Below are 25924 nucleotides of genomic sequence, written 5' to 3' on the forward strand. Positions count from 1 at the left end.
AAATGAATGCCTTGCACCTCACTCCCGGCCACCTGACCCTGGCCCAACTGCGCGCCGCCTTCCAGCAGCCCCAGCGCATCACCCTCGACGCTTCGGCCGATGCGCCCATCGCCGCCAGCGTCGGCTGTGTCGAAGCGATCATCGCCGAGGGCCGCACCGCCTACGGCATCAACACCGGGTTCGGCCTGCTGGCCTCTACCCGCATTGCCCCCCATGACCTGGAGAAGCTGCAGCGCTCCCTGGTGCTGTCCCATGCCGCCGGTGTCGGTGAGCCGCTGGACGATGCCCTGGTGCGGCTGATCATGCTGCTCAAGGTCAACAGCCTGGCCCGTGGCTTCTCCGGCATCCGCCGCAAGGTGATCGACGCGCTGATCGCCCTGATCAACGCCGAGGTCTACCCGCACATCCCGCTCAAGGGCTCGGTCGGTGCCTCCGGTGACCTGGCGCCGCTGGCGCACATGTCCCTGGTGCTGCTCGGCGAGAGCCGCGCCCGCCACAAGGGCCAATGGCTGCCCGCCCGCGAGGCCCTGGCCATCGCCGGGCTGGAGCCGCTGACCCTGGCCGCGAAGGAAGGGCTGGCGCTGCTCAACGGCACCCAGGCTTCCACCGCCTACGCCCTGCGCGGGCTGTTCGAGGCCGAGGACTTGTTCGCCGCCGCCACCGTCTGCGGCAGCCTCAGCGTCGAGGCCATGCTCGGCTCGCGGGCACCGTTCGACGCGCGCATCCACGCTGCCCGTGGGCAGCGTGGTCAGGTGGACGTGGCGGCGGCGTTCCGCGAGCTGCTGACCGCCAGCAGCGAGATCGCCCGCTCCCACGAGAAGTGCGACAAGGTCCAGGACCCGTATTCCCTGCGCTGCCAGCCCCAGGTCATGGGTGCCTGCCTGACCCAGTTGCGCCAGGTTGCCGAGGTGCTGGAGATCGAAGCCAACGCCGTCTCCGACAACCCCCTGGTGTTCGCCGAGGAAGGCGACGTGGTGTCCGGCGGCAACTTCCACGCCGAGCCGGTGGCCTTGGCTGCCGACAACCTGGCCCTGGCCATCGCTGAGATGGGCTCGCTGTCCGAGCGGCGCATCTCGCTGATGATGGACATGCACATGTCCCAGTTGCCGCCCTTCCTGGTGGAGAACGGCGGGGTCAACTCGGGCTTCATGATCGCCCAGGTCACCGCCGCCGCCCTGGCCAGCGACAACAAGGCCCTGGCCCATCCCCACAGCGTCGACAGCCTGCCGACTTCGGCCAACCAGGAGGACCACGTGTCCATGGCACCGAACGCCGGCAAGCGCCTCTGGGCCATGGCCGAGAACGTGCGCGGCATCCTCGCCATCGAGTGGCTGGGGGCCTGCCAGGGGCTGGACTTCCGCACCGGCCTGAAGACCTCGCCGAAGCTGGAGCAGGCCCGCACCACCCTGCGCCAGCAGGTGCCCTACTACCAGGAGGACCGCTTCTTCGCGCCCGACATCGAGGCCGCCAGCGACCTGCTGGCCAGCGGTTGCCTCAACGCCCTGGTGCCGGCCGGCCTGCTGCCGAGCTTCTGAGCCCACCCAGGCGGGCCGCGCTGCCGGCCCGCCTGTCACAACAAGAACAAGGAGTGGTTATGAACGCGATCATCCTGGCCGTGCTGGTCATGGTTGTGCTGTGCATGCTGAGGGTCTCGGTGGTCTTCGCCCTGATCGCCTCGGCACTGGTGGGCGGGCTGTTCGCCGGCCTGCCGATGGAGACCGTGGTGAAGTCCTTCAACGAAGGCCTGGGTGGCGGTGCCCCCGTGGCCCTGGCCTACGCGACGCTGGGGGCCTTCGCCATCGCGCTGTCCCGTACCGGCCTGTCCCAGCGCTTGTCCGCCAACCTCACCGACCGGCTGGGCGAGGGAGGCGGGCGGTTCATCAAGTGGGCCATCCTGCTGTCCATGGTGCTGGCGGGCATCGCCTCGCAGACCCTGGTGCCGGTGCACATCGCCTTCATCCCGCTGCTGGTGCCGCCCCTACTGCACGTCATGAACCGGCTGCAACTGGATCGCCGGGCGGTGGCCTGTGCCATCACCTTCGCCATCACCACCACCTACATGGCCTTGCCCCTGGGCTTCGGTGCGATCTTCCTCAACGACATCCTGGTGGCCAACATCAACGGGGCAGGCAGTGGCGAGCTGGTGTCCCGGGAGATGGCGCCGGTGGCCATGCTGATCCCGGCGCTGGGCATGGTGTTCGGCCTGGGCCTGGCGCTGCTCTGGAGCTACCGCCAGCCCCGTGTCTATGCCGACCGGCCGGTGGCGGGGGAGGAGGGCGAGGCTCCGGCGCGGCTGTCCCGCCGGCAACTGACGATGGTGCTGCTGGCCCTGGTGCTGGCCCTGGTGGTGCAGCTCTGGACCGGCTCGATGGTGTTCGGTGGCCTGGTGGGGTTCTCGCTGGTGTCCATGAGCGGGGTGATCCGCTGGAACGAGCAGGACGGGGTTTTTCTCCAGGGCATGCGGCTGATGGCCCTGGTGGGTTTCATCATGATCGCCGCCTCGGGATTCGCCGGGGTGATGAAGGCCACCGGCGAGATCCAGACCCTGGTGGCCCATTCCGCCGAACTGGTGGGCGGCAACCGCGCCCTGGCGGCGTTCATGATGCTGCTGGTGGGGCTGCTGATCACCATGGGCATCGGCTCGTCCTTTTCCACCGTGCCGATCATCGCTGCCATCTACGTGCCGCTGGCGGTGGGCTTCGGTTTCTCGCCCCTGGCCACCCTGTCCCTGGTGGGCACCGCTGCAGCCCTGGGCGATGCCGGCTCGCCGGCCTCCGACTCCACCCTGGGACCGACGGCGGGACTGGCCGCCGACGGGCAGCATGACCATATCTGGGGCACCGTCGTGCCGACCTTCCTGCACTTCAACCTGCCGCTGCTGGCCTTCGGCTGGGTGGCGGCGATGGTGCTGTAGCCGGGTGCCCTTTTATCCACAGGGTCGCCGCCAGGAGCGGTGACCCACCTGCGAGGCCTGACATGAAGACGCTCTGGCACAACGCCCACATCGCCACCCTGCGGAACGGGCGCTACTCCATCATCGAGCACGGCGCGCTGCTCACCGAAGGTGCGCTGATCCGTTGGGTCGGCCCGCTGGCCGAGGCCCCGGATACCGGCGATGCCAGGCGGGTCGACCTGGGCGGCGCCTGGGTCACCCCGGGGCTGATCGACTGCCACACCCACCTGGTGTTCGGCGGTGACCGCAGCGCCGAGTTCGAACAGCGCCTGGAGGGCGTCAGCTACGCCGAGATCGCCGCCCGGGGCGGTGGCATCGCCAGCACCGTGCGCGCCACCCGCGAGGCCAGCGAGGACGAGCTGCTGGCCAGCGCGGTGACGCGCGCCCGGCACCTGCTGCGCGACGGCGTCACCACCCTGGAGGTGAAGTCCGGCTACGGGCTGGACCTGGCCAGCGAGCGCAAGATGCTGCGGGTCGCCCGGCGCCTGGGCGAGGTGCTGCCAGTGACGGTGAAGACCACCTGCCTCGCCGCCCACGCCTTGCCGCCGGAATACGCCGGCCGCGCCGACGACTACATCGAGTGGGTCTGCACCGAGATCCTGCCGGCACTGGCCGCCGAGGGGCTGGTGGATGCGGTGGATGCCTTCTGCGAGCACCTGGCGTTCTCCCCGGCCCAGGTCGAGCGGGTGTTCCAGGTCGCACGCGGGCTGGGGCTGCCGGTGAAACTGCACGCCGAGCAGCTGTCGTCCCTGCATGGCTCCAGCCTTGCGGCGCGCTACGGCGCGCTGTCGGCGGACCATCTGGAATACATGACCGAGGACGACGCCATCGCCATGGCCGATGCCGGCACCGTCGCCGTGCTGCTGCCGGGCGCCTTCTACCTGCTGCGCGAGACCCAACTGCCGCCCATCGACGCCCTGCGTCGCCACGGTGTGGCCATGGCGGTGGCCAGCGACCTCAATCCCGGCACCTCGCCGGCGTTGTCCCTGCGGCTGATGCTGAACATGGCCTGCACGTCGTTTCGCCTGACCCCGGAAGAGGCGCTGGCCGGCGTCACCCTCAACGCCGCCCGCGCCCTGGGCCTGGCCGCGCGTTGCGGCAGCCTGGAGGCGGGCAAGCTCGCCGACTTCGTCGCCTGGGACATCCAGCGCCCGGCGGAGCTGGCCTATTGGCTCGGCGGCACCTTGCCCAACCGCGTGGTGCGCCATGGACAGGAGATCGACCTTGGATAACGTCCTCGACTTCACCCCCGGCCGCGTGCCGCTGCTGATCAGCATGCCGCACCCCGGCACCCGCCTGACCCCGGCGGTGGAGGCCGGCCTGAGCGATGCTGCGCGCTCGCTGATCGACACCGACTGGCACATCCCGCTGCTCTACGACTTCGCCGCCGAGCTGGGGGCCGCGACCCTGGCGGCGCGCTACTCGCGCTATGTCATCGACCTCAACCGCCCGGCGGACGACGCGCCACTCTACGCCACCGCCACCACCGGCCTGTTCCCCGACGTGATGTTCGACGGCCAGCCGCTGTTCCGCGAAGGCGCGGCACCGTCCGCCGAGGAGCGCGCCGGCTACCTGGAACGCATCTGGGCGCCGTACCACGGGCGCATCGCCGAGGAGCTGGCGCGGCTGAAGCGTGAGTTCGGCTATGCGCTGCTGTTCGACGCCCACTCCATCCGCGCCTTCATCCCCCGCCTGTTCGACGGGCACCTGCCGGACTTCAACCTCGGCACCCACGCCGGCGCCAGTTGTGACCCGAGCCTGGCCGACGCACTGGCCAGCGTCTGCGCCCGCGCCGAGGGCTACAGCCATGTGCTCAACGGACGTTTCAAGGGCGGCCACATCACCCGCCACTACGGCCAGCCGGATCAGCACATCCACGCCGTGCAACTGGAACTGGCCCAGCGCACCTACATGAACGAAGAGGAGCCCTTCGCCTTCCGCGAAGACCTCGCCGTGCCCACCCGCAAGGTCATCCGCCAGCTGTTGCTGGCGATGCTCGCCTGGGGGCGGGAGCGCTACGGGCGATAAATCCAACATCAGGTAGCCCGGGCTTCAGCCCGGGGAGGGGCTGGCACCTTCCACCGTTCCCGGGCTGAAGCCCGGGCTACGACGGATGCAGACGCTTCAGTGGGCCGTTCGGCCTCGCGCCGATAGAGCCTGGGCGGTCACCCTGCAAGGCTCTCCGGCTCCCTATCCGGACGTGCCATTCATGGTGATGTATCGACGAGCCCGCCAAGCCGGGGGCTGCTACTTCCTTACCCTGGCGCTGGCAGATCGGCGAAGCGATCTGCTCGTGCGCCATGTCGATCTGTTGCGCGAAGCGATTCGCCAGGCCCGCCCGCGACGGAGCTTTCGCCTCGATGCGATCGTTGTGCTGCCCGAGCACCTGCACATGGTGATGAGCCTGCCCGAAGGGGACGACGACTTCTCAAGCCGCATTGCGTCGATGAAGGCGGCCTTCGTCCGGGCGTTGCGTGCGCAGGGGCATCCCGTGAGACCCAACGCCAAGCGTGAGGCCGGGCTGTGGCAGCCTCGCTTCTGGGAGCACCTGCTGCGGGACGAGAGGGATTTCGCTGCCCATGTCGACTACATCCACATCAACCCGCTCAAGCACGGCCTGGTCACACGGGTCGTCGACTGGCCGCATTCGAGTTTCCACCGTTTCGTGCGGGAGGGCCTGCTACCGGCAGATTGGGCCGGGGGCGAGGAGAGCCGGATCACCGGAGCAGGCGAACGGCCTGAGTAGCTCGGTGTGTTGTGTGAGGTGCACGGATTCCCGGGCTACGGGGGCGCCTTATGCCGATGATGCGGCGTAGCCCGGACTTCAGTCCGGGGTGGTTTGGGCGCATGGGATTCCCGGGCTGAAGCCCGGGCTACGAGGGCGTTCTCTTATGCCGGTGGTGCAGGCTGGGTGCTGGCGTAGCCCGGACTTCAGTCCGGGGGTGTTGGGCGCACGGGATTCCCGGGCTGAAGCCCGGGCTACGGGTGGGAGCCCCCTTATGCCGGTGGTGCAGGCTGGGTGCTGGCGTAGCCCGGACTTCAGTCCGGGGGTGTTGGGCGCACGGGATTCCCGGGCTGAAGCCCGGGCTACGAGGGTGTTCTCTTATGCCGGTGGTGCAGGCTGGGTGCTGGCGTAGCCCGGACTTCAGTCCGGGATGGTTTGGGCGCACGGGATTCCCGGGCTGAAGCCCGGGCTACGGGTGGGAGCCCCCTTATGCCGGTGGTGCAGGCTGGGTGCTGGCGTAGCCCGGACTTCAGTCCGGGGCGATGCACAAAGGCCGGGGTCACTCCCAACCGAGGCGGGCGAGCTTCCAGTCGCCGTCGTCGCGCCACCATTCGAGCTTCACGGCGTATTGGCGGGCGGCGTCGGGGATGAGGCCTTCGGCGCCGGTGAGGGCGATGCGGGCGTCGGTGTGGCCCTTCTCGCGGTAGGTGGGGTCGAGGCGGCTGTCCTGGCTCAGGGCGATGATCGAGACGTTCTTGTGGCGCATGAACAGCAGCGCCATGGTGCGCCGTGCCCATTCGCGGTCGTTGCCGTCGGCGGTGGCGAACTGCGGGTGCAGCTGCTTCATCACCGCGCCGGTGTCCTTCGCTTCCAGGTTGGCCTGCAGGGCCTTGACCGCTGCCTCCAGCTCGGCGGCCGGGTCTTCGCGGCCGCAGCCGGTGAGCAGGGCCAGGAACAGTACGATCGGTAGGGTGAACAGCCTCGCTGACATATTCGAACTCCATTTCCCTCGTTTATGATGCCGGGCACATTAGGCGGCGGATGTCCCGGGGGGCATTGGCCTAGAGCACAGAATCGGAGCCCAGCATGCTGACTTTGTATCCGGAAATTAAGCCCTACGCCCGCCACGAACTGGCTGTGGACGAACCGCATGTGCTCTACATCGACGAGAGCGGCACCCCCGACGGTCTGCCGGTGGTGTTCATCCACGGCGGCCCGGGCGCCGGCTGCGATGCCCTGAGCCGGCGCTTCTTCGACCCGACCCTGTACCGCATCGTCACCTTCGACCAGCGTGGCTGCGGCCGCTCCACCCCTCACGCCAGCCTGGAGAACAACACCACCTGGGACCTCGTCGCCGACCTCGAACGCATCCGCGAGCACCTGGGTATCGACCGCTGGGTGCTGTTCGGCGGCTCCTGGGGCTCCACCCTGTCGCTGGCCTACGCCCAGGCCCACCCGGACCGGGTGCGGGCGCTGATCCTGCGGGGCATCTTCCTGTGCCGTCCCCAGGAGCTGAAGTGGTTCTACCAGGAGGGCGCGAGCCGGCTGTTCCCCGACTACTGGGAGGACTACCTGGCGCCGATCCCTGCGGACGAGCAGGACGACCTGATCCAGGCCTTCTACAAACGCCTCATCGGCACCGACCAGATCGCCCAGATGCACGCCGCCAAGGCCTGGTCCACCTGGGAAGGCCGCACCGCCACCCTGCGCCCCAGCGCCTCGGTGGTGGAGCGCTTCAGCGAGCCGATGCGCGCGCTGTCCATCGCCCGTATCGAGTGCCACTACTTCGTCAACAACGCCTTCCTCGAACCCAACCAGCTGCTGCGCGACATGCCGCGCATCGCCCACCTGCCGGGGGTGATCGTGCACGGTCGCTACGATGCCATCTGCCCTCTGGAGAACGCCTGGGAACTGCACAAGGCCTGGCCCAACAGCGAGCTGCAGATCGTCCGAGACGCCGGCCATGCTGCCTCCGAAGCAGGCATCACCGATGCCCTGTTGCGCGCCACCGACAGCATCGCCCGCCGCCTGCTGGACATGCCGCCGGAAGAGGAAGCCTGATGAAGGCGTTGCTGCAACGGGTCTCTGCCGCCCGGGTGGACGTCGCCGGGGAGACCGTCGGCGCCATCGACCGCGGCCTGCTGGTGCTGGTGGGCGTCGAGCCCCAGGACACCGAAGCCAGCGCCGACAAGCTGCTGCACAAGCTGCTCAACTACCGCGTGTTCAGCGATGCCGAGGGGAAGATGAACCTCTCTCTCGGGGCCGTGGAGGGCGGCCTGCTGCTGGTCTCGCAGTTCACCCTGGCCGCCGACACCCGCAGCGGCCTGCGCCCGAGCTTTTCCAGCGCCGCGCCGCCGGCCCAGGGCGCGCGCCTGTTCGACTACCTGGTGGCGCGGGCCCGGACCCAGCACGGTCAGGTCGCCACCGGGCGCTTCGGCGCCGACATGCAGGTGCACCTGGTCAACGACGGACCGGTCACCTTCCTGCTGGAAAGCTGAACCTGCCTCGCGCCGCGCCGCCTGTCCGATAGTGGCGTGCTGGCGACTTTGCGCTGACTCGCCATCCACGGTCCGGGCGGTTAGGATTTCGCGCCATGCCCGCCGGGTCCGTGGGCGCCGCTTCACACAATAATGATCTGCCCTGTCAGGAGTAAGAATGAAGAAGCTTTTCGCATCCCTGTTGCTCTCCGCCTGTGCTTTCACCAGCCTGGCCCACGCTGGCGTCGTCGATGACGCGGTCAAGCGCGGCACCCTGCGGGTCGGCATGGACCCGACCTACATGCCCTTCGAAATGACCAACAAGCGCGGCGAGATCGTCGGTTTCGAAGTGGACCTGCTCAAGGCCATGTCCAAGGCCATGGGCGTGAAGCTGGAGCTGGTGTCCACCAGCTACGACGGCATCATTCCGGCGCTGATGACTGACAAGTTCGACATGATCGGCTCCGGCATGACCCTGACCCAGGAGCGCAACCTGCGCATCAACTTCTCCGAGCCCTTCATCGTGGTTGGCCAGACCCTGCTGATCCGCAAGGACCTGGAAGGCAAGATCAAGTCCTACAAGGACCTCAACGACGGCCAGTACCGCATCACCTCCAAGATCGGCACCACCGGCGAGATGGTCGCCAAGAAGCTGATCGCCAAGGCCCAGTACAACGGCTTCGACAACGAGCAGGAAGCGGTGATGGATGTGGTCAACGGCAAGGCCGATGCCTTCATCTACGACGCCCCTTACAACGTGGTTGCGGTGAACAAGGCCGGCGCCGGCAAGCTGGTGTACCTGGACGAGCCCTTCACCTACGAGCCCCTGGCCTTCGGCCTGAAGAAGGGGGACTACGACAGCATCAACTGGATCAACAACTGGCTGCACCAGATCCAGAAGGACGGCACCTACGATCGCATCCATGCCAAGTGGTTCAAGAACACCACCTGGCTGAAGGACATGGAATAACGGGACGCGCTCCCCGCTGCATGCGACAGGTCCGGCCCACGAGGCCGGACCTGTCTTTTTCGCCCTCCAGGCATCGCCATGAGCGAGACCCATCGTGACTAGAAAACACCGCCGTACCTGGCCCTGGCACCTGCTGACGGGCCTGATCCTGCTGGTGGTCGCCTACGGCCTCTGGTACTCCACCTCCCTGATCTCCTACGAGTGGCGCTGGAACCGGGTGCCGCAGTATTTCGCCTACCAGGCCGAAGAGGCCCAGCGCGCGGCCGACTACGCGCGGGTCGAGGCCATTGCCGAGGAGGGCGCCTATGCTCGGGTGACCCTGGTCACCGAGGGCGGCGAAGCGCAACAACTGCGAGTGGCCAGGGACAGCCTGCAGGTCAGCCAGGGTGACGACATTTCCGAGGGCGACGTGGTCGGCGTGACCCGCCACTGGGCGGCCGGCCCGTTGCTCTGGGGCCTCTGGACCACCCTGTGGATATCCGTGCTCTCCGGCGCGCTGGGGCTGGTGATCGGACTCTTCACCGGACTCTGTCGGCTGTCGCAGAACCCCACCCTGCGCGACCTCTCCACCGTGTACGTCGAGCTGGTGCGGGGCACCCCGCTGCTGGTGCAGCTCTTCATCTTCTATTTCTTCATCGGCACCGTACTGAACCTTTCACGGGAGTTCGCCGGCGTTGCCGCTCTGGCCCTGTTCACCGGGGCCTACGTGGGCGAGATCGTTCGCGCCGGCGTGCAGTCCATCGCCCGTGGGCAGAACGAGGCGGCACGCTCCCTCGGCCTCACGGGTGGCCAGTCGATGCGTTACGTGATCCTGCCCCAGGCGTTCAAACGGGTGCTGCCGCCGTTGGCCGGACAGTTCATCAGCCTGGTTAAGGACACCTCGCTGGTGTCGGTGATCTCCATCACCGAGCTGACCAAGAGCGGGCGCGAGGCGATTACTGCTTCCTTCTCCACGTTCGAGATCTGGTTCTGTGTCGCCGCGCTGTACCTGCTCATCAACCTGCCGCTGTCGCAGATCGCCAACCGACTGGAGAGGAGGCTCGGGAAAAGTGATTGAAGTCCGCAACCTGATGAAAGTCTTCGACGCCCGTGGCCAGGAAGTGCGCGCCGTCGACGATGTGACCACCTCGGTCAAGCGCGGCGAGGTGGTGGTGGTGATCGGCCCGTCCGGCTCCGGCAAGTCCACCTTCCTGCGCTGCCTCAACGGCCTGGAGGAACTGGACGCGGGCTCGGTGAGCATCGACGGCGTCGACCTGGCCAACCCGAAGACCGATGTGAATGCCTACCGCCGCGAAGTCGGCATGGTGTTCCAGCACTTCAACCTGTTCCCGCACATGACGGTGCTGGAGAACCTGTGCCTGGCGCAGAAGGTGGTGCGCAAGCGCGGCAAGGCCGAGCGTGAGGCCAAGGCCCAGGCGCTGCTGGCCAAGGTGGGCATTGCCCAGAAGGCCGGCGAGTACCCCTCGCGTCTGTCCGGCGGCCAGCAGCAGCGCGTGGCCATTGCCCGGGCGCTGTGCATGGAGCCGAAGGTGATGCTGTTCGACGAGCCCACCTCGGCGCTGGACCCGGAGATGGTCGGCGAGGTGCTGGACGTGATGAAGCAACTGGCCCAGGAGGGCATGACCATGGTCTGCGTCACCCACGAGATGGGCTTCGCCCGCGAGGTGGCTGACCGGGTGCTGTTCTTCGACCATGGCAAGTTGCTGGAGGATGCGCCGCCGGCGCAGTTCTTCGACCAGCCCCGGGACCCGCGTGCACAGGCGTTCCTCAGGCAGGTGCTGTAAGGGAATGGAAAGGGCCGCGATGCGGCCCTTTTTCTTTGGAAAAGAAACTCGCCAGGCAAGGCGAAACAGGGGACGTCCGCAGAACGCGAAAACCAGCCTGGGTTGACGTCTCGTGCGCACGCCAGATTCGGCTCAATGCAAAGGCACCGCCGCCTGCAACTCGTTGTCCTCCAGCCAGTCCTGCGCCAGCTCCCTCAGGCGGGCCGCTTCGAAGTGGTGCCAGGCTTCCAGCAGCACCGGGTACTCCATCAGCACGTGGCGGAAGGCACGGGCCGGTTTGCGGCCGGCCAGGGCCTGTTGCAGGGCGGTGTAGGCATGGGGGTGGACGACTTCGTGGAGGAACTCCTCCATCAGCCGCAGCTCGTCGCCGTGGGTGAGGGGTTCCACCAGCAGGAAGCGCTCCGGCTCTTCGCGCAGGAGGGTTTCCAGCTGGGGGTCGGCATCCTCTTCGGGAATCAGCAGGACCTTGCCGGTGAGCAGGTCCAGGTAGTGGTCCAGGCCCTCGGTGGAGAGGGCGAAGGCCAGTTGGTCGAGGTCGATGGTCAGGGGGCGCATGGCTCGGGCCTCGGCAGGGGAGAAGGCCCGATCCTACGCCCTCCGGCGGGCGGTGTCAGACCCGGAAGCGCCCGACCATCTGTTGCAGTTCGTTGCCCAGGCGCGCCAGCTCCACGCTGGACGCGGCGGTTTGCTCGCTGGCGGCGGCGGTCTGCTCGGAGATGTCGCGCACGTTGAGGACGCTGCGGTTGATCTCCTCGGCCACGGCGCTCTGCTGCTCGGCGGCGGCGGCGATCTGCTGGTTCATCGACTGGATGGACGAGACGGCGCCGGTGATGGAGGTCAGCGAGTCGCCGGCCTCGCGGGCCAGGCGCAGGGTGTCTTCGGTCAGTTCGAGGCTGCTTTCCATCATGCTGGCAGCCTGCTGGCTGCCGTTCTGCAGGGCGGCGATCAGCTCCTGGATTTCTTCGGTGGATTGCTGGGTGCGCTGGGCCAGGCCGCGCACTTCGTCGGCCACCACGGCGAAGCCGCGACCGGCTTCGCCGGCGCGGGCGGCTTCGATGGCGGCGTTGAGGGCCAGCAGGTTGGTCTGGTCGGCGACGGTCTTGATCACGTCCAGCACGCTGCCGATGGTGTCGCTCTCGCGGCGCAACTGCTGCACGGATTCGGTGGAGCGGCCCACTTCGGCGGCAAGGCGGTCCACCTGGCCGAGGGCCTGGCGCACCAGGCGGTCGCCCTGGGCGGCTTCGCGGTCGGCGGAGGCGGCGGCTTCGGATGCCTGCTCGGCGTTGCGTGCCACGTCGTGCACGGTGGCGGCCATTTCATTCATGGCGGTAGCGACCTGGTCGGTCTCGACCTTCTGCGCGTTGACCCCGGCGCTGGTCTGTTCGGTGACGGCGGAGAGTTCCTCGGCAGCGCTGGCGATCTGGGTGACGCCATCGCCGATGCGCCCGATCAGTTGCCGCAGGTTGCCGGCCATGGCCTGCAGGGCACGCTGCAGTTGGCCCAGTTCGTCCTGGCGCTCGGCCTGCAGTTCGGCACGCAGGTCGCCGTCGGCGATGCGCGAGGCGAAGGCCAGCGCCTGGCGCAGTGGGTCGATGATCTGCCGGCTGATGGCCCAGGCGGCAAACACGGCGAGGCTGATGGCCAGCAGGGTGGTGACGAGCAGTTGGCTGCGGGCGCTGGTGGCGTCGCTGCTGCGGGCCTTCACCTGCAGCTCGTAGATCCGGTTGCCCTGGTCGCGCATGGCCTCCGCGTGCTTGCCCATGGTGTCGATGGCGGCGCGGCTGGCCTCGACGCCCTGGCCGAACTGGCGCACGGCGCTGAGGTAGGCATCGAAGGAGGGGCGGGCGCGGGCCAGGTAGTCGGCGAAATCGCCGGTGGCCTGCTGCCTGAGTGCGTCGAGGTCGCGCTGCAGGCGGGCCAGGGCGGCCTGGGCCGGTTGTTCGGATTCCGGAGTCTGCTGGAAGACGAAGCCGCGCACCAGGTAGCGGATGGTCAGCAACTGCTGGTTGAGCCCGGTGATGGCGCGGGTTTCGTCCAGCAGTGCGGGGTTGGTCGGGTCGCGGGCGAGGTCGTCGAAGCGGCGGTTCTGCAGTTCGGCGAACTGGGTGAGCACGGCTTCGGCGGACTTGATCAGTACGGCTCGGGCGGCGTTGCGGTCGTCCTGGGCGCGGACCAGGGCGGCGAGGGACTGGCGGTAGGCGGTGATCTCGCTGCGCAATTGGTCCAGTCGGGCGCGGCCCTGAGCGGTGTGGGCGTCGGCCTCCAGGCGGTCGCTGATGGCGAGCATGGCGTCGATCAACTGTTCGATGCTGCGCGCGTGCTGCATGTCGCCGGTGCTGACGAACTGCAGGCGCTGGGCGCGGGCGTCCTTGATGGCGTTTTCCAGTTCGCTGACGGTGACCATCTGGTCGCTGCTGTCGATCATGCGGTCGATGCCGCGGATGCCGTTGAGCATCACGGCGAGGGTGAGGAGCAGAACGAGGCCGAAGCCGAAGGCGAGTTTGCGGCCGACCCGCAGGTCGGCGAGCCGTTGTGTGCACCAGTGGTACATGGTTTCTCCCGGGAATGCGTAAGCCCGACGGTGCGCGGGGCATCGCCGTGGCGGGTGAGGCGTCTGTTGGAGTTGTTGGGGGAGGCGCTACCGAGACGGTGGCCTGTGACGCGGGGGCGGGAGAGTAGCCGGCGCCCCAGGGCGCCGGCAAGAACACGATGGCAGTCTGATATTTCGTCTGATGGCCGGTCCGGGCGGCCTGTTCTCAGAAGCGGAAGCGGCTGACCAGGTCCTGCAGGCTGCCGCCCAGGCGCGCCAGTTCTACGCTGGAGGTGGCGGTCTGGTGGCTGGCGGAGGCGGTCTGTTCGGAGATGTCGCGCACGTTGACGACGCTGCGGTTGATCTCTTCAGCCACGGCGCCCTGCTGCTCGGCGGCGGCGGCGATCTGCTGGTTCATGGCCTGGATGGTGGACACCGATTCGGCAATGGCGCCCAGGCGGCGCCCGGCGCGGCGGGTCAGTTCGACGGTGCTGTCGGTCAGCTCGCGGCTGGTTTCCATCAGGCTGGCGGCGCGTTGGGCACCGCTCTGCAGGCCGGCGATCAGCGCTTCGATCTCCTGGGTCGATTGCTGGGTGCGCTGGGCCAGGCCGCGCACTTCGTCGGCGACCACGGCGAAGCCACGACCGGCTTCGCCGGCACGGGCGGCTTCGATGGCGGCGTTGAGGGCAAGCAGGTTGGTCTGGTCGGCCACGGTCTTGATCACGTCCAGCACGCTGCCGATGCGCTCGCTCTCCTGCTTGAGGTGGGTGACGGCATCGCTGGAGCGGGTGACCTCGTCGGCCAGGCGGTCCATCTGTTGCACGGCGTCGTTGACGGCCGTCTCGCCTTCGCGGGCCTGGCGGTCGGCGGCGCTGGCGGACTGGGAGGCGTCTTCGGCGTTGCGGGCGACCTCGTGGACGGTGGCGGCCATCTCGTTCATGGCGGTGGCGACCTGGTCGGTCTCGACCTTCTGGGCGTTCACGCCGGCGCTGGTCTGGGTGGTGATGGCGGACAGTTCTTCGGCGGCACTGGCGAGCTGGGTGACGCTGTCGCGGATGCGGCCGATCAGGTCGCGCAGGCTGGCATTCATGCGCTGGATGCTGCCCTGCAACTGGCCCATCTCGTCGCTGCGCTGCACCACCAGGTCGCGGCTGAGGTCGCCGGCGGCGATGCGCTCGGCGGCGTCGAGGGTGTCGCGCAGGGGCTGGGTGATCTGCCGGGTGATGAGCAGGGCGGCGAACAGGCCAAGCACCAGGGCGATGGCCGAGGTCACCAGCAGCATGACGTGGGTCTTGCGGGTCTCGGCTTCGAGCTTGGCGTTCTGCTGTGCATACAGGCGTGCGCTGATTTCCAGCAGGCGCTGGCCCTGTTGGCCCATGGCGTTGAACTGGGCCTCGGCGCTGTCGTTGGCGCGGCGGTAGGCGCTGATGGCGTCGCGGTAGGTCTTGAGGTTGCTGCCGACGCGGGCCAGGTCGGTGTCGTCGCTGCCCAGGTCGGCGGCCAGCTTGGCCTGGTTGCCGAGGGCGGCGTCCACGGCTTGCAGGGCGGCGTCCTGGAAGCTGGGGTCGTTGCTGAAGGTGTAGCCGCGGACCTGGAAGCGGGCCTGCATCACCGAGTGCCGCAAGTCGGCCAGTTCGTGGAACTGGGTGAGGCGGCCGGCGTCATCGAGGGTGATGTCGGCGAGGACGCGCTCGCTGAGGTTGCCGATGGAGGCCATGGCGGCGTCGGCGCTGCTGCCCAGTTGGCTGCGGGCGTCTTCGCGGGTCCGGTAGGCCTGGCCGAGCTGGGTGAAGGCGGCCTGGTAGGCCTGGGTCGCCTGTCGGGCCTGCTCCATGTGTTCGCGGTCGCGGGCGTCGGTGAAGTGCTGTTCGAGCGTGCGGGTGTGGTCGACGATGGCCTGCACGCGGGTGCGTACACGCTCGGCGTTGTTGGCGTCCTGCTTGAGCTGGTAGGCCTGCTGGCTGATCTGCAGGTCCTTGGCCAGTTCGCTGAGGCTGGCCGAGTCCTGAAGTTTCTGGCCTCGATCCAGGGTCTCGTCGATGGCGAGCCAGCCGGTGAGGGTGATGAGCAGGGTGAGCAGCAGGACGAGGCCGAAGCCGATGGCGAGCTTGAGGCTGACACTGAGGTTACCGAACCAGCGTGACATGCTTCTTCTCCTGGCGAACGCGGCAGAGAGGTTGAGGGGGTGGGAGGTTATCGACGGGTCGCCGTGGCGCTTGAAGGGCGTCCTCAGAACAGGCGGGCGAGCAGGGCGGTGACCGCCGTCTCGACCCGCAGGATGCGTTCGCCCAGTTGCACCGCTTCGAAGCCGGTGGTTTGCAGCTTCTCGACTTCGTAGGGGATCCAGCCGCCTTCGGGGCCGATGGCGAGGGTGACGGGGCCTTCCACGGCACGCGGGCAGTCGGGCCAGGGGCCGGGGTGACCGACCAGAGCACGGGTGCCGGCGGCAAGGGCGGGCAGGCGGTCTTCGACGAAGGGTTTGAAGCGTTTCTCGATGACCACCTCGGGGAGCACCGTGTCGCGGCCCTGTTCCAGGCCCAGGATCAGTTGCTCGCGGATGGCGGCGGGTTCGAGGAAGGGGGTCTGCCAGAAGCTCTTCTCGACCCGGTAGCTGTTGAGCAGTACCAGGCGCGGGACGCCCATGGTGGCGACGGTCTGCAGCACGCGGCGGAGCATCTTCGGGCGTGGCAGGGCCAGCAGCAGGGTCAGCGGCAGCTTGGCCGGCGGCGGCTGGTCGAGGCTCACCTGCAGTTCGGCGTGGTCGGCCTCAAGGACGATGAGCCGGCCTTCGCCCATGGCGCCGCCGAGCAGGCCGACCCGCAGGCTGTCGCCGGCTTCGGCGCGGTGCACGTCGTGCAGGTGCTTGAGTCGGCGGCCACGCAGGAGTGCGTGGCCGGGGGCGACGAAGTCGCCCTCTTCCAGCAGCAGGAGGTTCACGGGCGGGTGGCGGGCGGCTGGTCTTCGGGCTCGCTTTCCGGCGTGTCGTTGCGCCGGCGCACCAGGCCGCCACAGAACACGCCGACCTCGAACAGCAGCCACATGGGTACGGCCAGGAGGGTCTGGGAGAAGATGTCCGGCGGGGTCAGGATCATGCCGACCACGAAGCAGCCGATGATCACGTACGGGCGGATCTTCTTCAGGTAGGCGACGTCGACCACGCCGATCCAGATCAGCAGCACCACCGCGACGGGGATCTCGAAGGCGACGCCGAAGGCGAAGAACAGCGTCATGACGAAGTCGAGGTAGCTGGCGATGTCCGTCATCATCGACACCCCTTCGGGGGTGACACTGGCGAAGAAGTGGAAGATCAGTGGGAACACCAGGAAGTAGGCGAAGGCCATCCCGGAGTAGAACAGCACGATGCTGGACACCAGCAAGGGCATGGCCACGCGCTTCTCGTGCTTGTACAGGCCGGGGGCGATGAAGCCCCAGATCTGGTGCAGGATCACCGGCATGGCGAGGAACAGCGCCACCACCATGGTCAGCTTGAACGGGGTGAGGAACGGCGAGGCCACGTCGGTGGCGATCATCGTCGCGCCTTCCGGCAGGTACTGGCGCAGCGGCGCGGAGACGAGGGTGTAGATCTGCTGGGCGAAGTAGAACAGCCCGGCAAAGATCAGGAACACTGCGGCAACGCAACGTAGCAGGCGGGTGCGCAGTTCGGCGAGGTGCGAGACCAGGGGCATCTCCTGGTCGTATTCCGGCTTCTGGTCGCTCATAGGGTGCGGGGCGGCTGTTGCGGTTCGGCGGTCGGGGCAGCCAGCGGTGTCGCCACCGGGGTGGCGACCGGTGCGGCAGGTGCTGGGCTGGACACCGGCTTGGCAACCGGCGGCGGGGTGCCGCTGCTGGCAGCCGGCGCGGGTGTCGGAGCCGGCTGCGGTGCGGCAGGGGTGGGCGGGGCCTCGTTGGCCTCGTCACTCGGCGTCGGGTCGGCCAGCAGGTTCTCCAGGCTCGGGGGCACGATGCTTTCCTTGATCTGCCGTTCCATCGCCATGATCTGCTCGTTGTGCAGTTGGCGACGGATTTCGTCGGCGCCGATCTCGCGCTCCACTTCCTGCTTGATGGCGTTGAAGCTGCGTTTCAGGCGGCCGATCCACAGGCCGGCCGTGCGGGCAGCCCCGGGCAGGCGCTCGGGGCCGAGCACCAGCAGGGCCACGAGGCCGATCAGCAGCAATTCACCAAAGCTGATGCCGAACATGGCGCATCAGTCCTTGCGCACAGTCGGCTCTTCGACCTTGTGTGCCTGGCCGTCGATGGTGTGCGGCTGGTTCAGCGGGGCGGCCGGTTGTTGGGGCGCGGGCTGCTGGGGCTGCTCGGCCTTCTGCTCCTCTTCGGTGTTCATGGCCTTGCGGAAGCCCTTGATGGCTTCGCCGACGTCGGAGCCGAGGTTCTTCAGGCGCTTGGTGCCGAAGACCAGGACGACGACGATCAGAATGACCACCCAGTGTTTCCAGTCGAAAATACCCATGGTTTGCTCCTGCGTATCGATTCGTTAGGCGGAAGGCTGGCGGGCGGCTTTTTCAGCGTGCCCGGACAGGCCGAAGCGACGTTCCAGTTCGTCCAGTACGGCCTGGGGATGCTGGCCGAGGGCGGCGAGCATGACCAGGCTGTGGAACCAGAGGTCGGCAGTTTCGTAGATCAGGTCGCTGTAGTCACCGCTGGTGGCGGCATCCTTGGCGGCCAGGATGGTTTCAACCGATTCCTCGCCCACCTTCTCGAGGATCTTGTTCAGCCCCTTGTGGTACAGGCTGGCCACGTAGGAGGAGTCGGCCGGCGCATGCTTGCGGGCTTCGAGCACCTCGGCGAGGCGGGAAAGGGTGTCACTCATGTGCATGTCCTGCGTGGTAGATCGCGTCGGGGTCCTTGATGACCGCGTCGACGGTCTTCCAGCCGCCGTTCTCGTAGACGCGGTAGAAGCAGCTTTCGCGGCCGGTGTGGCAGGCGATGCCGCCGATCTGCTCGACCATCAGCACGATGACGTCGGCGTCGCAGTCCAGGCGCAACTCGTGGAGCTTCTGCACATGGCCGGATTCCTCACCCTTGCGCCAGAGTTTGCCGCGCGAGCGTGACCAGTAGATGGCACGGTTCTCGGCGACGGTCAGGGCCAGGGATTCGCGGTTCATCCAGGCCATCATCAGGATACGTCCGGTCTTGTGGTCCTGGGCAATGGCCGGGACCAGGCCGTCGGCGTTCCAGTGGATGTCTTCCAGCCAGTCGTTCATGTCGGTTTCCACGAGCAGGCCGGGTGCGGGCCCGGCCGGGGGCAGTAGTGTGCCAGCGCTGGCGCGGCCTTGGCTATCGGCGAAGTACGAGATACAGACCACTGGCCAGCATCAGCCAGGCCGGCCAGGCGGCGAGGTGCTGCTCCAGGCCGGCACTGGCCGCGCCCACCAGCAGGGCGGCGCCGATCAGGCGCGGGGCGAGGCCGTCGCTGGCGCGGCGCCAGGGCGGTGGCGGGTCGCTGGCGTGGGGCTGGCTCATGCGCTCCAGCAGGTCGCGGGTCATGCCGGCCAGGTGCGGCACCTGCTCGACCTGGGCCTGCAGGTTGGACAGCAGGCTCTTGGGGCTGACGCGCTCGCGCATCCAGCGTTCCAGGTAGGGCTGGGCGGTGCTCCAGAGATCGAGGTCGGGGTAGAGCTGGCGGCCGAGGCCTTCGATGTTGAGCAGGGTCTTCTGCAGCAGCACCAGTTGCGGCTGCACTTCCATGTTGAAGCGGCGTGCGGTCTGGAACAGGCGCAGCAGCAGCTGGCCGAAGGAGATGTCCTTGAGCGGCTTCTCGAAGATGGGTTCGCAGACGGTGCGGATGGCCGCTTCGAAGTCGTTCACCCGGGTTTCCGCCGGGACCCAGCCGGAGTCGATGTGCAACTGGGCGACGCGGCGGTAGTCGCGCTTGAAGAAGGCGATGAGGTTGCGCGCGAGGTAGTCCTGGTCCTCGGGGGTGAGGCTGCCGATGATGCCGCAGTCGATGGCGATGTACTGCGGGTTCCAGGGCTGGCGGGTGCTGACGAAGATGTTGCCGGGGTGCATGTCGGCGTGGAAGAAGCTGTCGCGGAACACCTGGGTGAAGAAGATCTCCACGCCACGTTCGGCCAGCAGCTTGAGGTCGGTGCGCTGGTCGGCGAGGGTGGCCAGGTCGGTGACCGGGACGCCGTAGATGCGCTCCATCACCAGCACCTTGGGGCGGCACCAGTCCCAGTAGACCTGGGGCACGTAGAGCAGCGGCGAGCCTTCGAAGTTGCGCCGAAGCTGGCTGGCGTTGGCCGCTTCGCGCAGCAGGTCGAGTTCGTCGTAGATGGTCTTCTCGTAGTCGCTGACCACTTCCACCGGGCGCAGGCGGCGGGCATCGCTGGAGAGGCGTTCGGCCAGGCGGGCGATGAGGAACAGCCAGGCGAGGTCCTGGCGGATCACCGGCTTGAGGCCGGGGCGCACCACCTTGACCACCACGTCTTCGCCGCTCTTCAGGCGCGCGGCGTGGACCTGGGCCACGGAGGCGGAGGCCAGCGGGGCGACGTCGAAGCGGGTGAAGACGTCGCTGATGCGGGCACCCAGCTGCTCTTCGATCAGGCGCACGGCCTGTTCGGGGTCGAAGGGGGGGACCTGGTCCTGCAGGCGTGCCAGCTCGTCGGCGATGTCCGGCGGCAGCAGGTCGCGGCGGGTGGAGAGCAACTGCCCGAACTTGATGAAGATCGGCCCGAGGCCTTCGAGGGCCAGGCGCAGGCGCTGGCCACGGGTCAGCTGCAGGTCGCGCCGGGGGAACCAGCGCCAGGGCAGCAGGCAGCCGAGCATGCGCAGCCACCAGGGCAGCGGGAGGTCGAGTATCAGGTCGTCGAGGCGGTAGCGGATGACCACGCTCTGGATGCGCAACAGGCGGCGGACGGCGAGCAGCTTCATGCGTCTGGGGGACTTTTCCGGGTCAGGCGACCGATGCGGGCTTCGAGACGGTCGAGATCGATCTTGAGACGGTCCAGTTCGGCGAAGCGGGCTTCCGCTTCACGCTGGCCCACCAGGGTGCGGGATTCCTCGGCGAGGTAGTCGGCGAGGTTCTGGCGCAGGCTGTCCAGGCTCTGCCCGGCCCAGCCGGCGCGGCTGCGCAGGTGGCCGGCGAGCAGTTGGGTGCCCACCGGGCCGAGCCAGCGGGAGACTTCGTATTCCCAGTCCAGCTCCAGGTCCTGCAGCACCGAGGCCAACTCCATGAGCGCGGCGCTGTCACCTTCCAGCTCCACCTCGGGGCGGTGCAGGACGGCGGTCTTCTCCTTGCTCAGGGCCAGGCGTAGCAGGCTCGCGGCGGGGGCGCGCAGGGTGCAGTCGGCCGGTGCGGCCCAGTGGGCGGCGAGTACCAGGCCGTCGCCACCGGGCAGCAGGTAAAGCTCCAGTGCGGGGCCCTGGCAGTCGATGCGGATCACCTTGCCTTCCAGCCGGGACAGCCGGGGCAGGGCGGTGGCGTCGAGGCGCAGGACCCGGTTGAGGCCGTGTTCTGCGCCGGCCAGCAGGGCCTGGGTGAGCATCAGGGCTTGATGCCGCGATGCAGGGCGACGATGCCGCCGGTCATGTTGTGGAAGGTGGTCCGCTCGAACCCGGCCTCCACCATCATGGCCTTGAGGGTTTCCTGGTCGGGGTGCATGCGGATCGATTCGGCCAGGTAGCGGTAGCTCTCGGCGTCGTTGGTGATCAGCTTGCCCATCAGCGGCAGCAGGGTGAAGGAGTAGGCGTCGTAGGCCTTGCTCAGCAGGTTGCTGGTGGGCTTGGAGAACTCCAGCACCAGCAGGCGGCCACCGGGCTTGAGCACGCGCAGCATGGAGCGCAGGGCGGCGTCCTTGTGGGTGACGTTGCGCAGGCCGAAGGCGATGGTGACGACGTCGAAGTGGTTGTCGGGGAAGGGCAGCTTCTCGGCATCGGCCTGGACGAAGCTGACGTTGCCGGCGACGCCGCTGTCCAGCAGCTTGTCGCGGCCGACCTGGAGCATGGAGGCGTTGATGTCGGCGAGTACCACTTCACCGGTGGGGCCGACCAGGCGGGAGAACTGGCGGGTGAGGTCGCCGGTGCCGCCGGCGATGTCCAGCACGCGGTTGCCCGGGCGCACGCCGGACAGCTCGATGGTGAAGCGCTTCCACAGCCGGTGGACGCCGCCGGACATCAGGTCGTTCATCAGGTCGTACTTGGCGGCCACCGAGTGGAACACTTCGGCGACCTTGGCGGCCTTCTGGCTCTCCGGCACGTTCTGATAGCCGAAGTGGGTGGTGGGTTCGGCGTCGTGGCCTTTGCGCGGTTCGTTCATGTCGCTGCCCCGGAATAGAATTGGCGGCCATTCTAGGCTTGTCGGCCTGGTTTGTCTTGGGCTGCGCCCGACGCCTGGAGTGGCCTGTTATAGTCGCGCGACCTTAAGTCGCAGTCCGGAGACACCCATGGCACGCATCCACGTCGAACGTTCCCACCAGCTCGGAAAAGCCGCCGTGCGGGAGAAGGCCGAGCAGCTCGCCGAGCGCCTGGCGCGTGAGTACGACGTGCGTTACCAGTGGCGCGGCGACACCCTGGAGTTCAGCCGTAGCGGGGCTGATGGGCGCATCGAGGTCAGCGACGACAGGGTCAATGTCGAGGTGAAGCTGGGCCTGCTGCTGTCGGCCATGGGCGGCAGCGTGAAGCGCGAGATCGAGAAGGCGCTGGACGAGTACCTGGCCTGACGGCGGTTGCACCCGTCCTGCGGCTAGTATGCGGTTTCTAAATTTCCTGGCTAACGTGCACCCCAAGCCCCGATTCCGGGCAAGTCCCCCCACAATCCGCGTGAGGTGCACCATGGCCAAGGCAGCCACCGCCAAGAAGAAAGTCGAAGTAGAGAAGACCCCCGTTCTTTCCGACGTACGCCTCTATGCCAGGAAGATCTGGCTGGCAGGCCTGGGCGCCTACGCCAAGGCTGGCCAGGAAGGCGTCGACTACCTGCGTGAACTGGTCAAGGCCGGCGAAGGGGTTGAGAAGCGCAGCCGCAAGAGCGTCGATGCCGGCGTCGAGGCGGCCAACAGCCAGCTCGACTCGGTCAAGGGCAGCGTGCTCGAGAGCGTGGCGGGCGTGAAGGAAAAGGTCGAGGTCCAGATCGATCGCATCGAGAAAGCATTCGACAACCGTGTGGCAGTGGCCCTCAATCGCCTCGGGATTCCCTCCCGCCAGGACGTTGAGGCACTCTCTGCTAAGCTCGACGAGTTGAGCGCATTGCTCGAACACGTCGCGCGAACCAAATAAGGAGAGCAGGATGGCTGGTAAGAAGAAAACCGCAAAAGAAACCAACTCCTGGATCGGCGAGATCGAGAAATACTCGCGCCAGATCTGGCTGGCGGGCCTCGGGGCCTATTCCAAGATCAGCAACGACGGCACCAAGCTGTTCGACACTCTGGTCAAGGATGGCGAGAAGGCCGAGAAGCAGGCCAAGACCGAAGTCGACAAGCAGGTCGATGCCGTCAAGTCCCGTGTCGGTTCGCGCGTGGATTCGGCCAAGTCCCGGGTCGATGAAGTGAAGGACAAGGCGCTCGGCAAGTGGAACGAGCTGGAAGAGGCCTTCGACAAGCGTCTCAACAGCGCCATCTCCCGCCTGGGCGTGCCCAGCCGCAACGAAGTGAAGGAGCTGCACGGCAAGGTCGAGGCCCTGACCAAGCAGATCGAGAAGCTGACCGGTGTTTCCGCCAAGGCGGTCAAGCCGGCAGCCAAGGCAGCCCCGGCAAAGGCTGCTGCAGCCAAGCCGGCCGCTAAGCCTGCTGCGAAACCGGCGGCCAAGTCTGCCGCCAAGGCTGCTCCGGCGAAAGCCGCCGCATCCAAGCCGGCCGCGAAACCCGCGGCTGCGAAGCCCGCCGCCAAGCCGGCTGCTGTGAAACCTGCAGCCAAGCCTGCTGCTGCGAAACCGGCTGCGAAACCGGCTGCGAAGAAGGCACCGGCCAAGAAGCCGGCTCCGGCAAAAGCGGCGTCTCCGGCCCCGGCTGCTGCACCCACTGCTCCGGCAGCACCGGCTCCGGCTGCTGCAGAGGCATCGAGTGCAGCAACACCCCAGGCCTGATCACCCCAGGTCACTTGAACGCCCGGCTCGTGCCGGGCGTTCTCGTTTCAGGCTTCCAGGTAGCGACGGGCGAGGCCTTCGACCGCCATCCGCGCCTCCGGGCGCAGGTGGGGTGCCACCAGCATCATGATCTGGAAAACAACCAGTTGGCTCTCGCCGGCGCCGTTGCCGAGGATGCGCTGGTAGTCCAGAGAGAACAGCAGGGTGAGGGTGATCTGCTCCACCAGTTGCCCCAGGGCGGGGGTGTCGCTCACCAGTTGGTCGTCGGCCTTCAGGCGGGCCAGCAAGGCGGCCAGGGTTCGCTTGAGAGCGTTCAGCCAGTGGCGCATGCCGCGTGCGAGCCTGGGCAGGCGCCCGGCGAGGTTGGACAGGTCCTGGAAGAGGAAGCGGTAGCGCGCCACCCGTTCGACGATCAGGTGCAGGAACAGCCAGTAGTCCTCCACGTCCAGCCGGGCGCCATCCGGCGGGTCGAGCAGGGGCTCGGTCTCGGCCTGGAAGCGCTCCAGCAACGCCATCACCAGCGGCTCTTTGCCGTGGAAGTGGTAGTAGAGGTTGCCGGGGCTGATGCCCAGCTCGGTGGCGATTTCCAGGGTGGTGACGTTGGGTTCGCCCTCCTGGTTGAACAGCGCCAGGGCGCATTCGAGTATGCGGTCGCGGGTTTTCATCCTGCCTTCTTGTTCTGTTCTGCCGGACCCGCCCACCGGGCCCGGCGACTTCCTGTTCAGCGCACGTGCACGTAGGTACCGGGCGAGGCCTCCATCGGCGGGTAGTCCGGGTTCCCCAGTGCCACCTGGGTTTCCCGCTGCTCGCCCGAACGAGCCTGGACCCACTCCAGCCATTTCGGCCACCAGCTGCCGGCGACGCTCTCTGCGTCGTAGTACCAGGCGCGATGGTCGGAACTGAGGGTGGGGTTCTCCAGGTGGGTGGCCTTGGGGTTGCCGGGTGGGTTGAGGATGCTCTGGATGTGGCCGCTGTTGGAGAGCACGAAGCGGCTCTCACCCCCCAGCAGCAGTGTGGAGCGATAGACCGACTCCCACGGGGTGATGTGGTCGTTGATGCCGGCCACGCTGAAGCTGTCGACGGTGACTTTTTTTAGGTCGATCGGCGTGCCGCACACTTCCAGCGCGCCGGGGCGGGTCAGCGGGTTGTGCTTGAACAGGTCGAGCATGTCGCCGTGCATGGCGGCCGGCAGCCGGGTGTTGTCGTTGTTCCAGTAGAGGATGTCGAAGGCCGGTGGCTGGCGACCCAGCAGGTAGTTGTTGATGAAGTAGTTCCACACCAGGTCGTTGGGGCGCATCCAGGCGAAGATCTTCGACATGTCGCGGCCATCCAGCACGCCGGCCTGGTAGGAGCGGCGCTTGGCGGCTTCAAGGGTCTGCTCGTCGGCGAACAGCGCGGCCGGCGTTTCCACTTGAGAGTCCAGCAGGCTGACCAGGTAGGTGGCGCTGCTGATCTTGCGCAACTGCCGTTTGGCTTGCAGGTGGCCTTGCAGGGCGGCGATGGTCAGGCCGCCGGCGCAGGCGCCGACCAGGTTGAGGTCTTTGCTGCCGGTGATGGCGCGGCACACATCGGTGGCTTCCTCCAGGGTCTGCACGTAGCTGGACAGGCCCCACTCGCGATGACGTGCGTCGGGGTTGCGCCAGCTGATGGCGAACACCTGCAGGCCGTTCTTAAGGGCGTACTGGACGAAGCTCTTCTCCGGCGTCAGGTCGAAGATGTAGAACTTGTTGATCTGCGGGGGAACGATCACCAGGGGCTTGAGGTACTGCTTCTCACTCATCGGCTTGTACTGGATCAGTTCCAGCATTTCGTTGCGGAACACCACTGAACCCGGGGTGGTGGCCAGGTTCCGCCCGACTTCGAAAGCATGTTTGCTGACCTGGCTGGGCATGGCGTTGTTGTGCAGCAGGTCGTCGAACAGGTGGCGCGCACCGTTTATCAGGCTGAGGCCGCCGGTGTTGAAGAGTTCCTTCACCGCCAGCGGGTTGAGCAGGCTGTTGGACGGGGCCATGGCATCACTGAGCAGCGACAGCACGAAGCGCGCGCGGGTGCGGTCGTCAGGGGATAGCTCGCTGTCGTCGATCCATTCCATCAGGTGCTGCTGCCAGGCCAGGTAGGCCTGGAGTCCGCGCCGGTAGAAGGGGTTGAGCTGCCAGGACGGGTCGGCGAAGCGGGCGTCCTGCGGGTTGGGGGTGTAGGGTGTGTCTCCCAGCAGCACCCGCCCGAGCTTGCCGCCCAGTTTGAGCAGGTGGCGGGCGCTGTGCACCGGGCGCTTGGCGCTGTGCACGGCCAGGGTGCGGACGGTCGAGGCGAGATCCTTGCCTCGGAGGCCGACAATGGCGTTCTGCACGTTCATGAGGTTAGCGGGGACCGGCAAGGCGCCCGAGTCCTTTTTCTCTCGCATGGGGGCAACACTCCGTAATCAGTCCATCGTCATGGAGGGTCAGCA

General features: G+C 67.5%; 28 protein-coding genes and 1 pseudogene. 13 read left to right on the forward strand and 16 right to left on the reverse strand.

Going from position 1 to position 25924, the window contains the following annotated elements; genetic code table 11:
* Positions 1–2: 2 nt before the first annotated feature.
* From hutH to A7D27_RS14755, 5 genes are all read left to right on the forward strand, one after another.
* Positions 3–1535 carry a histidine ammonia-lyase gene (hutH, locus tag A7D27_RS14735; protein ID WP_069559927.1) on the forward strand — a complete coding sequence of 511 codons (1533 nt, stop codon included), beginning with the start codon at positions 3–5 and terminating at the stop codon, positions 1533–1535.
* 59 nt (positions 1536–1594) lie between these two features.
* Entirely contained in the window at positions 1595–2914 is a 1320-nt protein-coding gene (locus tag A7D27_RS14740) for a Na+/H+ antiporter family protein (protein ID WP_069559926.1), read from the forward strand.
* Positions 2915–2976: 62 nt separating this feature from the next.
* A complete protein-coding gene (hutI, locus tag A7D27_RS14745) occupies positions 2977–4185 on the forward strand; it encodes an imidazolonepropionase (RefSeq protein ID WP_069565322.1) in 1209 nt (402 codons plus the stop codon).
* The gene (gene hutG / locus A7D27_RS14750) at positions 4178–4981 is read left to right on the forward strand and encodes an N-formylglutamate deformylase (RefSeq protein WP_069565323.1); all 804 of its coding nucleotides are present in this window, start codon (positions 4178–4180) and stop codon (positions 4979–4981) included. The genes hutI and hutG overlap by 8 nt, the downstream gene beginning before the upstream one ends.
* Before the next feature lie 181 nt (positions 4982–5162).
* Positions 5163–5699 (forward strand): transposase, encoded by a 537-nt coding sequence (locus A7D27_RS14755; protein WP_069565324.1) that lies wholly within the window; start codon positions 5163–5165, stop codon positions 5697–5699.
* Positions 5700–6237: 538 nt separating this feature from the next.
* Here A7D27_RS14755 and A7D27_RS14760 read toward each other — a convergent pair.
* Positions 6238–6669, reverse strand: a complete 432-nt coding sequence (locus tag A7D27_RS14760) for a hypothetical protein (RefSeq protein WP_069562695.1) — start codon at positions 6667–6669, stop codon at positions 6238–6240.
* 95 nt (positions 6670–6764) lie between these two features.
* On the opposite strand from A7D27_RS14760, the gene pip reads away from it, so the two are divergent.
* The 5 genes from pip to A7D27_RS14785 all read left to right on the forward strand — a co-directional run bounded on the left by pip (position 6765) and on the right by A7D27_RS14785 (position 10909).
* The gene (gene pip / locus A7D27_RS14765; protein WP_069562694.1) at positions 6765–7739 is read left to right on the forward strand and encodes a prolyl aminopeptidase; all 975 of its coding nucleotides are present in this window, start codon (positions 6765–6767) and stop codon (positions 7737–7739) included.
* Positions 7739–8176 carry a D-aminoacyl-tRNA deacylase gene (gene dtd, locus A7D27_RS14770; protein ID WP_069565325.1) on the forward strand — a complete coding sequence of 146 codons (438 nt, stop codon included), beginning with the start codon at positions 7739–7741 and terminating at the stop codon, positions 8174–8176. Before pip ends, dtd begins: the two co-directional genes overlap by 1 nt.
* 157 nt (positions 8177–8333) lie before the next feature.
* Complete coding sequence (locus tag A7D27_RS14775) at positions 8334–9125, forward strand: transporter substrate-binding domain-containing protein (protein WP_069565326.1); 792 nt, start codon at positions 8334–8336, stop codon at positions 9123–9125.
* A gap of 94 nt (positions 9126–9219) precedes the next feature.
* Positions 9220–10182, forward strand: coding sequence for an amino acid ABC transporter permease (locus A7D27_RS14780; protein ID WP_069562691.1), 963 nt, complete (start codon positions 9220–9222; stop codon positions 10180–10182).
* Positions 10175–10909: an amino acid ABC transporter ATP-binding protein gene (locus A7D27_RS14785; RefSeq protein WP_069562690.1), complete on the forward strand. Its 735-nt coding sequence runs from the start codon at positions 10175–10177 to the stop codon at positions 10907–10909. Before A7D27_RS14780 ends, A7D27_RS14785 begins: the two co-directional genes overlap by 8 nt.
* A 132-nt stretch (positions 10910–11041) precedes the next feature.
* Here the strand turns inward: A7D27_RS14785 and A7D27_RS14790 are convergent, their stop codons facing one another.
* The 13 genes and pseudogenes from A7D27_RS14790 to ubiE all read right to left on the reverse strand — a co-directional run bounded on the left by A7D27_RS14790 (position 11042) and on the right by ubiE (position 21714).
* A complete protein-coding gene (locus tag A7D27_RS14790) occupies positions 11042–11464 on the reverse strand; it encodes a UPF0158 family protein (protein ID WP_069565327.1) in 423 nt (140 codons plus the stop codon).
* Positions 11465–11519: 55 nt separating this feature from the next.
* Entirely contained in the window at positions 11520–13460 is a 1941-nt protein-coding gene (locus A7D27_RS14795) for a methyl-accepting chemotaxis protein (protein ID WP_069565328.1), read from the reverse strand.
* Positions 13461–13665: 205 nt separating this feature from the next.
* The gene (locus tag A7D27_RS29135; protein ID WP_371914819.1) at positions 13666–14529 is read right to left on the reverse strand and encodes a methyl-accepting chemotaxis protein; all 864 of its coding nucleotides are present in this window, start codon (positions 14527–14529) and stop codon (positions 13666–13668) included.
* Positions 14524–15585, reverse strand: a pseudogene (locus A7D27_RS29140) (methyl-accepting chemotaxis protein); the annotation flags it as partial. The gene A7D27_RS29135 and the pseudogene A7D27_RS29140, both read right to left, overlap by 6 nt.
* Before the next feature lie 83 nt (positions 15586–15668).
* On the reverse strand, positions 15669–16376 hold the full coding sequence (locus tag A7D27_RS14805; protein WP_069565330.1) for a 16S rRNA (uracil(1498)-N(3))-methyltransferase: 708 nt from the start codon (positions 16374–16376) through the stop codon (positions 15669–15671).
* Positions 16373–17158 (reverse strand): twin-arginine translocase subunit TatC, encoded by a 786-nt coding sequence (gene tatC / locus A7D27_RS14810; RefSeq protein ID WP_069562685.1) that lies wholly within the window; start codon positions 17156–17158, stop codon positions 16373–16375. Before tatC ends, A7D27_RS14805 begins: the two co-directional genes overlap by 4 nt.
* Complete coding sequence (gene tatB / locus A7D27_RS14815) at positions 17155–17637, reverse strand: Sec-independent protein translocase protein TatB (protein WP_069562684.1); 483 nt, start codon at positions 17635–17637, stop codon at positions 17155–17157. Before tatB ends, tatC begins: the two co-directional genes overlap by 4 nt.
* A gap of 6 nt (positions 17638–17643) precedes the next feature.
* On the reverse strand, positions 17644–17907 hold the full coding sequence (locus A7D27_RS14820) for a twin-arginine translocase TatA/TatE family subunit (protein WP_069562683.1): 264 nt from the start codon (positions 17905–17907) through the stop codon (positions 17644–17646).
* Positions 17908–17931: 24 nt separating this feature from the next.
* On the reverse strand, positions 17932–18267 hold the full coding sequence (locus tag A7D27_RS14825; RefSeq protein WP_069565331.1) for a phosphoribosyl-ATP diphosphatase: 336 nt from the start codon (positions 18265–18267) through the stop codon (positions 17932–17934).
* On the reverse strand, positions 18260–18661 hold the full coding sequence (gene hisI / locus A7D27_RS14830; protein ID WP_044406666.1) for a phosphoribosyl-AMP cyclohydrolase: 402 nt from the start codon (positions 18659–18661) through the stop codon (positions 18260–18262). Before hisI ends, A7D27_RS14825 begins: the two co-directional genes overlap by 8 nt.
* Before the next feature lie 73 nt (positions 18662–18734).
* Positions 18735–20330 carry a ubiquinone biosynthesis regulatory protein kinase UbiB gene (ubiB, locus tag A7D27_RS14835; protein ID WP_069565332.1) on the reverse strand — a complete coding sequence of 532 codons (1596 nt, stop codon included), beginning with the start codon at positions 20328–20330 and terminating at the stop codon, positions 18735–18737.
* Entirely contained in the window at positions 20327–20944 is a 618-nt protein-coding gene (locus tag A7D27_RS14840; RefSeq protein ID WP_069562680.1) for an SCP2 domain-containing protein, read from the reverse strand. Before A7D27_RS14840 ends, ubiB begins: the two co-directional genes overlap by 4 nt.
* A complete protein-coding gene (gene ubiE / locus A7D27_RS14845; protein ID WP_044406675.1) occupies positions 20944–21714 on the reverse strand; it encodes a bifunctional demethylmenaquinone methyltransferase/2-methoxy-6-polyprenyl-1,4-benzoquinol methylase UbiE in 771 nt (256 codons plus the stop codon). Before ubiE ends, A7D27_RS14840 begins: the two co-directional genes overlap by 1 nt.
* Before the next feature lie 127 nt (positions 21715–21841).
* Between ubiE and A7D27_RS14850 the strand changes: the two genes are divergently transcribed.
* The 3 genes from A7D27_RS14850 (at position 21842) to A7D27_RS14860 (ending at position 23475) form a co-directional block, all read left to right on the forward strand.
* The gene (locus tag A7D27_RS14850; protein ID WP_044406678.1) at positions 21842–22117 is read left to right on the forward strand and encodes a polyhydroxyalkanoic acid system family protein; all 276 of its coding nucleotides are present in this window, start codon (positions 21842–21844) and stop codon (positions 22115–22117) included.
* 112 nt (positions 22118–22229) lie between these two features.
* Complete coding sequence (locus A7D27_RS14855; RefSeq protein WP_069562679.1) at positions 22230–22670, forward strand: phasin family protein; 441 nt, start codon at positions 22230–22232, stop codon at positions 22668–22670.
* 10 nt (positions 22671–22680) lie between these two features.
* Positions 22681–23475 (forward strand): phasin family protein, encoded by a 795-nt coding sequence (locus A7D27_RS14860; protein WP_069565333.1) that lies wholly within the window; start codon positions 22681–22683, stop codon positions 23473–23475.
* A 47-nt stretch (positions 23476–23522) separates the two neighbouring features.
* On the opposite strand, the gene A7D27_RS14865 is transcribed toward A7D27_RS14860, so the two are convergent.
* Both A7D27_RS14865 and phaC read right to left on the reverse strand, forming a co-directional pair.
* Positions 23523–24140 (reverse strand): TetR/AcrR family transcriptional regulator, encoded by a 618-nt coding sequence (locus A7D27_RS14865; RefSeq protein WP_069562677.1) that lies wholly within the window; start codon positions 24138–24140, stop codon positions 23523–23525.
* A gap of 56 nt (positions 24141–24196) precedes the next feature.
* Positions 24197–25879, reverse strand: coding sequence for a class II poly(R)-hydroxyalkanoic acid synthase (gene phaC / locus A7D27_RS14870; protein WP_069565334.1), 1683 nt, complete (start codon positions 25877–25879; stop codon positions 24197–24199).
* Positions 25880–25924: the final 45 nt, after the last annotated feature.

The sequence above is a fragment of the Pseudomonas sp. 1D4 genome (genome assembly GCF_001728925.1).
Lineage (GTDB): Bacteria > Pseudomonadota > Gammaproteobacteria > Pseudomonadales > Pseudomonadaceae > Metapseudomonas > Metapseudomonas otitidis.